This window comes from Alphaproteobacteria bacterium (assembly GCA_030680745.1).
Classification (GTDB): Bacteria; Pseudomonadota; Alphaproteobacteria; order JAUXUR01; family JAUXUR01; genus JAUXUR01.
The window spans coordinates 21227-34178 of record JAUXUR010000078.1; the positions used below are offsets into that span (position 1 = coordinate 21227).

Here is a 12952-nt window from a genome sequence, read left to right on the forward strand (position 1 = left end):
ATAAAATAGATTCTCACGCTAAAAAATACGGTGCCAAACTATTAATCACATCCATGCCTAAGTGGATACGTCGCGCTAAATCAATCGTTATTTTTTGCGTGCCCACAATTACCTGAAATTGCACTGTTAAATTACCAGGACGTGCATTTTCGATATATTGTCTTATATCTTCAAAATCATCCATATTGCGCAATAACAAAATAATCGATTTTCGTTTAGAAACAATTGCTTCATCGATAGGCTTAAATTCAAGCGCATTTAACCGTAATCGTACACGGTCTTGCTCAGGTTGCTCCTCACCTTCTGCATTCACCTTGGGTGCTTCAGATATTATATCTTTTTTGGCATTTACCGTTACGATCAATGGAATGGGTGGATTTTTATCAAAAAGTTCTCGATAGTTCGTTAATACTTCAGAAAAAACGCTGGTTTCATAGACGCCATAACGATCTGATAATTGCACAATGCCCCATTTACGACCGTCATTGGTCATACGCTCTTTATAGCCCATGATAACGCCTGCAAGCTTTAATCTACCTTCAGGAAATTGCGCTAAATCCAAACTATTGATTAACCCCTGATTGTCCAAAAGGTTTCCGTAAGTATCAAGCGGGTGTTTTGAGAAATAAAAACCAAAAGCTTGGAATTCGCGGGAGATTTTCTCCATATCCACCCATTGAGCAGTTTTGGGCAGATTTAATTTGGTCGATTCTATTTCAATTGTATCAAAAAAGCTTTTCATCCCTGTTTTTTGACTTTTTTGAACTTGTTGCGCGTATCCAATCAAATAATCAAGCGCTTGAAATAATTGTGCTCTATTGGGCAATAATGTATCAAAAGCACCACTTTGAATAAGATTAACCAATTGTCCACGATTAAGCGCGCGTGTATCAACCCGTTTCAATAAATCCTCTAAAGATTTATAAGGACCTTTGGATAAACGTTCTTCGACAAGGTTGCCTACAATTAAGGCACCCACATTTTTAAGCGCGCCCAATCCATAGCGAATAGCATAGGATTCCTCGTACGGAACGATCTTAAAATCCATTTCAGATTCATTGACATCAGGCGGCAATACTTTGACATCATGCATTTTCGTGTCTTCAAAAAAGACGCGTAATTTATCAGTATTGGTCAAATCAAATGACATGGAAGCCGCCAAAAAAGCAGCTGGATAATTCGCTTTTAAATAAGCCGTTTGATATAACATAAGCGCGTAACCCGCAGCGTGGCTTTTGTTAAAACCATAGCCTGCGAATTTCGCCATTTGTTCAAAAATAAGCGCTGCTTGTTTTGGTTTAATGCCTTTTTCAGTTGCGCCATCCACGAAAATTTTGCGCTGATCGTCCATTTCAGATTTAACTTTTTTACCCATCGCACGACGGAGTAAATCAGCACCACCGAGCGTATAACCTGCTAGATCTTGCGCGGCTTGCATGACCTGCTCTTGATAAATCATGATGCCGTAACTCTCTTTTAGTGTTTTTTCTAAAAGAGGGTGTAAATAAACGACTTTTTCGTCCCCATGCTTACAGGCAATAAATTTGGGAATATTGTCCATAGGACCAGGTCTGTAAAGCGAAATAATAGCAATCAAATCTTCAAACCTGTCAGGTTTGACACGTCTGACAACATCGCGCATGCCAGCGCCTTCAATCTGGAAAATACCGACAGTATCCCCTTGTTGAAGCATGGCATAAGTTGCAGGATCATCCAGTGGAATAGTGTCAATATCAATATCTACACCAAATTTGGACATTATTTTGACAGCTTTTTGAATCACTGAAAGCGTCTTAAGGCCCAAAAAGTCAAATTTCACAAGACCTGTTTGTTCAATATACTTCATATTGAATTGCGTTGCAGGCAATGACGCATCTGGATCTTTATAAAGCGCTACCAATTCAGTTAAAGGACGATCACCAATCACGACGCCGGCGGCATGCGTTGACGCATGCCGATAAAGACCTTCAAGCTGTGTACCAATCGCTAATAATTCAGCGACTTTTGCATCATCATCGCGCATTTCTTGTAAGGCTGATTCGCCATCAATAGCTTCTTGTAATGTCACTGGATTGGCTGGATTGTTAGGAATAAGCTTTGAGATTTTATCCACTTGCGGATAAGGCATGCCCAAGACACGACCCACATCGCGTATAACCATTCGCGCTTGCAATTTACCAAAAGTAATAATTTGGGCAACACGATCAACGCCATATTTTTGCTGCACATAGGCAATAACTTCATCACGTCGTTCTTGACAAAAATCGATATCAAAATCCGGTAGGGATACGCGTTCAGGATTTAGAAAACGCTCAAAAAGTAACCCAAAACGCAATGGATCAAGCCCTGTAATTGTTAATGCCCAGGCAACAAGTGACCCAGCGCCTGATCCCCGTCCTGGACCCACTGCAATATCTTGCAATTTCGCCCATTTAATAAAATCAGCTACAATTAAGAAATAACCAGGGAAACCAGTTTTGGTAATGACACCGAGCTCTTCTTCCATCCTCGCCCAATAGATTTGTTCAGCAATTTTGCGCTCTTCCGAACCTGGAACGCCATCCAAATACGTCAATAATTTTAAGCGTTCCTTAAGACCGTCGATCACTTGGATACGTAATTCCTCGTCATCAGGGCGTCCTGTAAAAACTGAAAAAGATGGTAAAATAGGATTACGAGATTTTAATAAAAAATGACAACGTTGTGCTACATAAAGGGTATTTTCAATAGCTTCCGGTAGATCTTCAAAAATCCTAACCATTGATTGAGAGGATTTAAAATAATGCTCAGGGCTTGGTGATTGCGGTTCATCTTCCGATTGCATTTTAGAACGTGCAATACATAACAATGCATCATGTGCTTTATAAAGATCGCGTGATGGATAATAAGCTTCATTTGTGGCCAGAAGGGGCAGATTTAAATCATACGCAAAATTGACAAAATCTTGCTCAATTTTTATTTCATCAAGAAGTTCATGACGTTGTAATTCAATGTAAAAACGATTTTGAAAGGCTTGTTGTAAAGTCGTTAAAATAGTGTGCGCTTGATCTTTATAGCCTTCCTTCAAAAGATATCCAATAGGCCCTTTAACACCACCGGACAAGCAAATAAGACCTTCATGATAGATTTGTAATTCATTAAGGGTGATAAAAGGCGAGACTAATTTATGGACTTTAGCATAGGCAGCCGAGGCTAATTTCATAAGGTTTTGATAACCCAATTCGTTTTGGGCCAAAAGAACAATTTGCGATAAGTGTCTTTCGTTAAGATCTGCAACTTTTATAAAATGCGCATCACTACGTTTAATGGGTGTTTCAAGATCCAGTGTAATGCCAAAAATTGGCTGCACACCCGCATCTTTGGCAGCATAGGCAAATTCCATCGCCCCGAATAAATTATTTCGATCCGTTAATCCCACCGCCGGCATTTCAAATTTCTGGCACAAATCAACTAGTTTAGGGATTTTAAGCGCACCTTCCAACAAAGAATAGGCTGAATGAACGCGGAGATGGATAAAAGATGAACTCATAATTTTTGCAACTTCAAGGTCTATAGGGCTTTGAACTGAGGTAGTTTAGCAACTTGAGCGTATATAAACAAGGAAAAGAGGTGTAAAATAGCCGCCATCTTATGAAAACATTTAAGCGATGGTAGTTGTATTGTATTGCCGTATTTTTTTTGAGCTACGTTAGCTCCCCTCCTATTTTTTGGAGGGGAGGTGTTATCCCCAAAAAAAGCATTTTCACTTAGTTCTAGAGAAAGGCCGTGTTGTTCAGGCATTCAAATATTTAATCATCGTAATGCTCCCAACATTGTAAGATCTCAATGTCTCCATTTCCTAAAAGTTGATAGACTAGCCTGTGTTCTTGCGTGATCCTTCTAGAAATAAAGTCGCAATTTTTTAATTTTTTTGGTTTTCCTGATCGTTGATCTCCATTTTGAATATTACTAATTTGACGTTGTACTAATTTTTTTTCGTCATTGTTCAATGATTTCCACTGATCAATAGCTTTTTTATTCCATTGGATTTTTATTGTTTTTGCCAGTGTTATTTCCATTTTGGGAATAAGTGAGGCGCCTTCTTTTTTAGATAATTTTCCTTGAAGTAATTTTTTAAAATGACGATTGGCTTCATTTTTAACACGGTCGCGTTTTTTTAAAGCTTTAAGATTTTGTTTGTCTTCCCATGATAATTCAGGACAAGAATCATTTTCATCCGTTGAATTGTCCGAAGAAGATTCATCATCCATGACTTCATCCTGGCTTTGAGTTGGTTTTAAACTTGATTCTTGATTTTCATTTTTTGTTTCAATAGGATTCTCAATATGTAAAATGGGTTGCGTTCCTTTTTCTTCATCAATTTTTTGGTGAAGTATTGTATAAAACAAATCTGCTTGAGAATTTCCTGCCAATCTTGCTTCATCAAGTAGATTTAAAGCTTGTATCATCGTTTCAATAGGTTGTTCCGATGAAGATTGAAGCTTGATAATGGCTAAAGCAATTTTTGATTCAGGAAAATTGGCTTGCGTATAAAGATCTGTTATTATCTGCTCTTTTTGTTCTTCCGATTCAATAGCCTTGCCTTCATAATCTTGCGCAATAAGATTTTCTTGAATGAGGTGCGCCACAAAATGAAAAGAGCGTTGTGTTTTGGATTTGCTGTAAAGGGCAGCAGCAATATTGTATCTTTCAGATTCGGAGAACATATTGCCATCAAAATCGACTGAAATCTCCATTTGCTCAATGAGAAAAGCATAATTTGTCATTGCATCCGGAATTCCAGATTGCCTATATAAATTGGCAGTAGTTTTTTTATTATTAGAAATTTCTTTATTATCCAGATCCTGTGAAATTAAGTTTAAACTTATTAAGCGTCCTAAATTGTAAAGAGCCGAAGGTGTTCGTGATTTTCTGTGTAGATCAGCCTCTACAAAATGTTTTTGATCCTCGGTAAATGGATTGCCATCAAGATCCTTTGTGACATGGCCTTCGCTGATAAGATGCGCAAGCAAATCACATGCATCCGGTGTTTTAATTATTCTGCAAATTTCGGCTGCTTTTTCATAGCGTTCTTCACGTGAAAATGGTTTGTTGTGAAGATCATTTGTAATTTTACCGTCTATAATGAGTTTGGCTATGTTTTCAATGGATTGAGGAATATTGGCTTTTCTAAAAAATTCTACTGCCATAAAGGTTTTGTTTTCTTTTGGGATAATCTTTTTGTTCGCATCTTTTAGTTTGTCTGCATGTAGAATAAGGCAGCCTAGATAATTGAGGTAGGTGGGGGAGGGGTCTGGTTGTTTCCAGATTAAATCGGCGATAATCTGGTTTTTTTGTGATGGATCAAGTGGTTTTCCGTGCGCGTCAAAGGCGATTTTTCCAGATATTAGTCTATCAATGAGTTTTTCAATGAGTTTTGGATCTTGGGTTTTCCATAAAAGTACGGATCCAATTTTGGCACGATCTTTTTCCTCAAATTTAGTGTTGTTTTCATTGTAATCGCATTTATTATCTAGAATAAGATCACCTAAAAAGCCTAAAAGATTGTTGGTTTTAAAGAGTTGCATACAATAAATAGCTTCAACATTTGCGTCTAAATTGAAAAATGAATTTGTAATTGTTGCTGCACATCCAGCAGCTTCTTCTGCTAATCGCGGAAAAAGCTGTTTATCCAGAAGCCAAGCATTTACGCCAACTGAAAAAGCGCTTAGTTTTTTATCATGTGGAAAATACTTCTGGTGCGCAATAACGATTGTTCTTAAAATAGCTTGCATGAAAAGAGGGTGAGAAGGAAGTATATGAGCTGGCATCCTGCTCATTTGCTCTTTAATGGCTTTATAATAAGCTTTTCTTTTTTCACAAACAGAATCTGTTTTTACAAGTTTATCTAAATTTGCGAGAACGTTATGGCAGGTTTGAATTCCTTTTGGACCTGAATCGCTTTTAATCATTTGGGTAAAAAAAGAAAGCATGTACCAGGAAAAGGCCTGCGTATATTTTTTGTTTTGCTCATCAATGAAGCCTAACCAATACATAGATACGGGGCATCCATTTTGAGCACCTTCTTTAAAAAGTTGAGTGGCTTCGTCATTTTGTTTGTTAAGACGTTTAGCGATAGCTGCTTTTATGCGGTTTTCATTTTGAGAATCTATTTGTTTACGTTTTTTAGGTTTTGCATTCCACCATGTTTTAAGATTTTCAAGGCCAAATACTGTTGTGTCGAAAAGCGGCATATTGTCGGAAGGGGTTGAAATATCCTGTGTATCTTCATCGTCATAAAGTCCTGCAAAAACTTGAAATGCGTTGAATGAAAGAAAGTGAAGTGAAAGAACAAAAAGAAGTTTTTTAATCATTTATTAATCCTTTTTAATTTAAATTAAAAGAATTTTATACAAATTAATAACTAAAAGCAATATTTTTATTACTGTATTGGAATTTTAAGAGCGCCATCTAATAAAGAACAAGTTGAATGAACGCTGAAATGAAGAAAAGATGAGCTCATAATTTTTTCAACTTGAAGTTAATGGGGCTTTGAACTCAGGTGCTCTAGCAATTTGAACGAATATAAACAAGGAAAAGCGGTGTTAAATATAAATAAAAACAATGGGTAAAAGCATAATAAAGAATAATTAATAATAGTTAAATTTAATGTAAATAATATAAAAATAAAGTAATAATTATTTTTATATTGTATATACACTTAAACTATGCTAACATAATTTTATTGTTTTAATTTATGGAGTATTATTATGTATAAAAAACTTATAGCACTAGCATTATCAACTTCAATTTTATTTTCAAGTTCTTTGTTTGCGGGATATGATGATGAATATGAGCTTTCGCTTAAAGCGTCGAATGATTTTTTACAAATTCCAGCAGAATATTATGAGAACGAGAGTTCTTCATATTCACTTGATGCTGCTAGTGATTTGTTAGAAGCGCAACAGCATGATTCTAATTTTGCCCAATTTATGCTTGATTATGAACAGCAAGAATCGCCAAGTTCACAAAGCTTAGACGAACTCTTATCCTCTGGTCAAATCAAAGAAGTAGAAATTCAATCAAATTATCCTCAAAACAATATATCTACATTTTTTTTCAATATACCAGCACCCTTTTTAGCTGTACCACAATACAATTTTCATAACGTTACATTTGGCTTTCAAGCAACAACATCAGATGAAGATCTTCTTCATAAAATTTTATTCACTGATCAAATGGTGCTGGAAAATATTCAGCCTTATAGTTTTAACACTACATTATCAAATCCAGTATTACAGAACTTTTTAAAACCTAGCCTAGCAATAAAGAAAACCAAAAAAGAAAAAAAATTAGATATAAATTTAGAAGCACATTTAAAAGATGTTCTTTTAGATAGAAGCTCTTTACAAGGAAAATTAATTCAAACCCAAGAGCAAGAATATAATGATTTTTGTTCAAAATTTTCTTTTTCACTTACATCTTGTCAAGAAAATGCTATTGGCGAGATAAACCAAGAATTTGTATCAGGCAAACCTATGAATCGTGTATTGGTTGGTTCGGTTGGTTTTGGTAAAACTGAAATTGCCATAAGAACTGCTTATAAAGTTGCAAAATCAGGTCATCAGGTTGTTATTCTGGCGCCGCTTAGAACACTTGCTGAACAACATTATAAAACGTTCTCTGAACGATTCGAAGGAACCGGTATTAATGTCGCTTACATACCTAGTGGATATAAACAAAAGGGAATGCTCAATGATATTTCATCAGGAAAAGCTCAAATCATTATTGGTACGCATGCAGTTTTTTCAGATGCAATAAAATATAAAGATATTGGTTATATTATTATTGATGAAGAGCATAAATTAGGCGTAATACAAAAAGAGAAATTACGTCAGCATTTTACAAATGCGCATGTCTTGTGGATGTCTGCGACGCTTATTCCTAGAACCTTAGAATTGGTTAATAAGGGATTAATGAGCTCTTCACACCTTACAACACCGCCTGTCGGACGTTTGGCCATTGTTTCAAATTTCATGAATTTTGTTGAAGATGAAATCAGGCCTATCCTTGATTTCGAACTCAACCGTCAAGGACAAGTTTATATTATTGTGCCTAAAGTAAGTAATATTCAAGAAACGTTGGATTTAATTCAACAACTTTATGCTGATCATAGAGTTGCTATGGTTCATGGCGAAATGTCAAAAAAGGATATTTCATCAAATCTTGAAGATTTCAAAACACAAAAAATTGATATTCTAATTGCAACAACTGTTATTGAAGTTGGGATAGACGTACCAAATGCAAACACAATGATCATTTGTGATCCTAAATGTTTCGGCATGGCCCAATTATCACAATTACGTGGTCGTGTCGGACGCTCGCCTGTTCAAGCATATTGTTATGTAGGATTAAACCCTGATGATGAAATAGACAATCCCAGCACTTTAGCGCGTCTAAACGCTTTTGTAGAAAACTCAAATCTTGGGGACGACATGAAGCTTGCAGAATTGGATCTTCAATTTCGAGGTGCAGGTGATTTAACATCCGATAGACAAAAAGGTCAAGGCGGTGGTTGGAGAAATTGTAGTTTGTTTAACTAAGTTGTAAATTAATCTTTTTTAATAAAAAGCCTTTTACTTTTGTTGCAAATTAAATTGCTTCGGTTTTACCTCTCCCCTTGTGGGAGAGGTCGGCGCGCAGCGACGGGTGAGGGGTATCTAAGGCGTTTATAAAGAGCAACACCATCATGCCATAATCTAAGCATTGCCAAACAAATACGCATCGCTATCCAGAAAAAAAGAACTTTGATTTCATTCTGGACAATGGGGATGTTGTTTAGACATTTAAACTATTTAATCGTCATAATGTCCAACGCATTGAAAAATTTCGATATCTCCATTGTTTAAGGTTTTATAAATAAGTCTGTGTTCTTTGTTTATGTGTCTTGAGAGCAAATCAGTGAGTTTTAAAATTTCAGGCTTTCCACGGTTGCCACCTTCTTTAATGTCGCGAATAAGTTCGGTTATTTTTGTTTTTAAAGCTGGATCGTGCTTTTGCCAGTCTTTTTCAGCTTTTTTATCCCAAATAACTTTTGAAGTTTTTTTCATCGTTTTTTCTTGATGAATCAAAAAAGAATCAAGATCATTTTGTTTAATCTTTCCATGAAGTAGATTTTTGAATTTCTGAGCTGTTTTTTTATATTCCTTCTTTTTTTGCTCTTTTTTCAATGCTTTGATTTTTAATCGTTGCTCAAGCGACAAAGACTCTAAAGAGGATTGCCCTTTTTCTGCATCTTGGGATATTTCAGCTGCATCTTTATCGCTTAGATCTTTAGAGTTAGATTCATCTAATAATGTGTTATCTGGTCTTGTATCCTTTTCTTCAAGTTGAATTTCATTTTGAAGTAAAGCACAACATATGTCGGCTTCTTTAATGCCTTGAAGGGCAGCTATTTTCATAAGTTTATGCGCTTTACGTTTTGTCTCTATCGAAATATTTTTCTGAGAATTTAACATGATGATTGCAAGATTGAATTTTGCGCAGGGTTTATCTGAAAGCTCAAATAATTCGATCAGCGCCTTGATTTCTTGTTCGGGTGAAGTAATGAGATTTCCACTTAAATCTGTTTTTATAAGATGTTGAATAATAAGATTGGCTAGATGCTTTAAAGATTGAGAGCCTTTGGATTTTCTGAATAAATCTGCTGCAATTTCATAACGATCCTCTTCTAAAAATGAATTTCCATCCAAATCAGAATGGGTTAACTTTGTAACGATAAGTTCTCCTAGATTTTCATATGCATCATCTGTTCGTGACATTCTCATTAATTGAGCAACTTCTTCATTTTTTTGATCAGAATCTATATCTTTTCCTTCTAAATTTTTTAGAGTTAAATCTGCATAAATCATTTCTCCAAGATTACAACAGGCATCTGGCGTTTTACTTTCTCGGAAGAGTTCAGCTGCGATTTCAGCGCGACGATGTTCCTCAAATTCGTTTCCAAAAAGATCTTTGTTTGTATCGCTAAAGCGTATTAAATTGCCTAAACGCGCTTTTGCAGAAGGCGTTTGAATTTGTCTTAAGAGATTTGCGGCGTATTCGTAACGTATTGCGGAAGACATGATTTCCCCTTCCGCATTTTTTAGGTTTTCTCTATTTAAAACTATATTTGCAAGAACCAACTTCGCTGCGATATTGTCTTCATATTTCCATAATAAATCAGCTGCAATCTGGTCTTTTTCATTTAGTGCAATTTTTTGACCATTGCAATTAAAAAGAAATTTTCCATGCATAATACCGTCGGCTAAATAAATAGATATGAAGCTATCATTGGCTTTAGATAAAAGAGTGGAGGCTATTTTATTGCGATTCTTTTTTAGTATTAATTTGTTGTTCTCATCATAATTGCATTTTTTTTCAGCAATGAGATACCCTAAATAGGATAAGGCCCTATTTGATTTTGTAAGTCGAAAGCAATAAGCTGCTTCAGGATATCCTTCCAGGTCAAAAAATTTTGATCCGATAAGGCTAAGACATTCTTGTGGGACAGATTCCGTTTGATCTGTCTTTATGCTTTGAGCATTCCATTGAATCAAACTCATCACAAAAGTCGTGAGCTTTTGATCGCGCGGAAAATTTTTACAAAAATGATTGTTAAAAATAAGAGCAAAAGTATGTCTCACAAAACCATTTGAAAACGAATATTTGTTAATAGAAGATTGCAGTTGATCTGTTAGATTTAAATAAAATTTTTTCCTTGTTTGACAAAAATCGTTTTTTTCTAAAAGTTTATTGATTTTATTCAAAGCAGCTTCTGATTTCTTAAATCCAGCACCTATAATATCGCTGCGTGCTATATAGTTTAAAAATGAAAGCATATACCAAGAAAAAGCTTGATTGTCTTGTCCGCTTTCTTCGTCAATAAGGCCGAGCCAATACATGGCAGACGGACATCCCTCTGCAGCACCCTCTTTAAAAAGGTTTTCAGCTTCTTCATTTTTCTTTTGTAGACGCAATCCTAAAGCCTGTTTTATTCTTGCGGCATTTTGATCTTCAATTGTTTTAATTTTGGCTTTTGCTTTTTTGTTATTTTTTAGTTTTATAAATTCTTTTAATTTTTCAAAACCAAATGAACTTGTATCGAAAAGCACAGGGCTTTGTGAAGAGCTTCCACCATCGTTTAATTCTTGATCGTCATAAAGTGCAGAAAATGCGTTGGACGAAAATATATAGAGGGTGGTAATAAAAAGAAGTTTTTTGATCATAGATTAATCCTTTCTTAATTTAATTTTAATAAAAAATAATTAAAAAATACATAAATGTCAATAAAATTGTTTTTATTAACACTATTTTATTAATTTTTATAAGTTTGTATTTTATTTGTAATTAAATTAATATAAATTTTATTTATAAATAAAAAGCTAATTATTAGATATTTATTGTTGTAATTATTTAAATATATTAATTTTTCAAAAATATGCTTCTTGTTATGAGTGATAAGAATCCTAAAAAGCCCCTTATTGAAATTGATAATAAAATTGAAGGGCTTTCTTGCAACTTTTGGTAGAAATTCTGTATACTGAAAATTCGGCAATATATCAAAGGATGGATAAGATGACTTTATTGGCCAAAATGGAATTTCCTTCTCTTACATCTGATCACGATACAATTTTAGCGCCTTACGCCATCCATGCGATTCAAAGCCGTGGTCGCAATTATCCAGAAGCACCATGTCCTTTAAGATCACATTATCAACGTGATCGTGAACGTATTATACATTCTGTAGCATTTCGTCGTTTAAAACATAAAACACAAGTATTTGTAAGCCATGAGGGTGATCATTATCGTACAAGACTCACCCATTCATTGGAAGTTGCCCAAAACGCACGAACGCTCGCACGGCTTTTGAAGTTAAATGAGGATTTAGCAGAAGCATTAGCGCTCGCACATGATTTAGGCCATTCCCCTTTTGGTCATGCTGGCGAAGCGGCTCTACATGAAGTCTATGCACCTTTTGGCGGCTTCAATCATAATGACCAAACTTTTCGCGTCCTTACAATGCTTGAAAAACGCTATGCTGAATTTGACGGCTTAAATCTAAGTTGGGAAACTTTAGAAGGTGTCGTCAAACATAATGGTCCTATTATCGACAATATTCCAAAAACTATCGAACAATATAATAAAAATTATGATTTAGCATTGCATACTTTTCCCAGCGCTGAAGCGCAGATTGCAGCTTTAGCTGATGATATAGCCTATCATTGTCATGATATTGATGATGGTTTGAAAGCGGGTCTTTTCAGTATTGCTGATATCAAAGAAATTCCGTTGATTGGTGATATTTTTAAAGAAAAAGAACATAAATATCCCAACCTTGATACATCTCGTCTTATTTACGAATGTGTGCGTCAATTATCTCAAATTTTAATACGTGATGCTTACACAGAAACACGTCAACGGTTAACAAAATCGGGTGTACGTAATATTGACGATATACGTAATTTAGATCATCCAATTGCAGGTTTTTCAAATCACCTTGGAGATTTTGAGGTTAAAATTCGTAAATTCATGCATGAATCTATGTATAATCATTATAAAGTTCTAAGGCGTTGGGTAAAAGGTAAAGAAATATTACAAGATCTATTTAAACTTTTCCTTGAACAGCCCAAATGTTTGCCAACAGAATGGTACCACAAAACAAAAGGCCCTAAAGAGCCAGAAACAGCCCGTATTGTTGTTGATTATATTGCAGGGATGACTGATCGTTATGCGATAGAGGAGCATCAGCGTATCTATAACCTATACCACCCATCATAGTTGATAGGCTTGGATTGATACTGCGTTGCACCGCGCTCATGTATAAAGAATACACTTCGCTTGTTGCGCCTTGTCTGAATCTCAAGTCTATCAACTCTGGTCCACTATCGATGCCCGGAGATTTAAAAATACAATACCAAAAATCCGTCATTGC

At 35.3% G+C, this 12952-nt stretch carries 5 protein-coding genes; 2 read left to right on the forward strand and 3 right to left on the reverse strand.

Annotation, left to right across the window (positions count from 1 at the left end):
- Positions 1 to 13 precede the first annotated feature (13 nt).
- A complete protein-coding gene (gene dnaE / locus Q8L85_09675) occupies positions 14 to 3529 on the reverse strand; it encodes a DNA polymerase III subunit alpha (GenBank protein ID MDP1724954.1) in 3516 nt (1171 codons plus the stop codon).
- 259 nt (positions 3530 to 3788) lie between these two features.
- Positions 3789 to 6353 carry a type II toxin-antitoxin system YoeB family toxin gene (locus Q8L85_09680; GenBank protein MDP1724955.1) on the reverse strand — a complete coding sequence of 855 codons (2565 nt, stop codon included), beginning with the start codon at positions 6351 to 6353 and terminating at the stop codon, positions 3789 to 3791.
- Between the two features lie 396 nt (positions 6354 to 6749).
- Between Q8L85_09680 and Q8L85_09685 the strand changes: the two genes are divergently transcribed.
- The gene (locus Q8L85_09685) at positions 6750 to 8582 is read left to right on the forward strand and encodes a helicase-related protein (protein ID MDP1724956.1); all 1833 of its coding nucleotides are present in this window, start codon (positions 6750 to 6752) and stop codon (positions 8580 to 8582) included.
- A gap of 252 nt (positions 8583 to 8834) precedes the next feature.
- On the opposite strand, the gene Q8L85_09690 is transcribed toward Q8L85_09685, so the two are convergent.
- Positions 8835 to 11246, reverse strand: coding sequence for a type II toxin-antitoxin system YoeB family toxin (locus Q8L85_09690; protein ID MDP1724957.1), 2412 nt, complete (start codon positions 11244 to 11246; stop codon positions 8835 to 8837).
- Between the two features lie 349 nt (positions 11247 to 11595).
- Here Q8L85_09690 and Q8L85_09695 point away from each other — a divergent pair, with 349 nt between their 5' ends.
- Complete coding sequence (locus Q8L85_09695) at positions 11596 to 12798, forward strand: deoxyguanosinetriphosphate triphosphohydrolase (protein MDP1724958.1); 1203 nt, start codon at positions 11596 to 11598, stop codon at positions 12796 to 12798.
- Positions 12799 to 12952 lie beyond the last annotated feature (154 nt).

What these genes read in the sequence shown, in the direction of transcription:
- Q8L85_09695 (MDP1724958.1), top strand. Translation starts at nt 11,596, where the DNA reads ATGACTTTATTGGCCAAAATGGAATTTCCTTCTCTTACATCTGATCAC.
- Q8L85_09680 (MDP1724955.1), bottom strand. Translation starts at nt 6,353, where the DNA reads ATGATTAAAAAACTTCTTTTTGTTCTTTCACTTCACTTTCTTTCATTC.
- Q8L85_09690 (MDP1724957.1), bottom strand. Translation starts at nt 11,246, where the DNA reads ATGATCAAAAAACTTCTTTTTATTACCACCCTCTATATATTTTCGTCC.
- dnaE (MDP1724954.1), bottom strand. Translation starts at nt 3,529, where the DNA reads ATGAGTTCATCTTTTATCCATCTCCGCGTTCATTCAGCCTATTCTTTG.
- Q8L85_09685 (MDP1724956.1), top strand. Translation starts at nt 6,750, where the DNA reads ATGTATAAAAAACTTATAGCACTAGCATTATCAACTTCAATTTTATTT.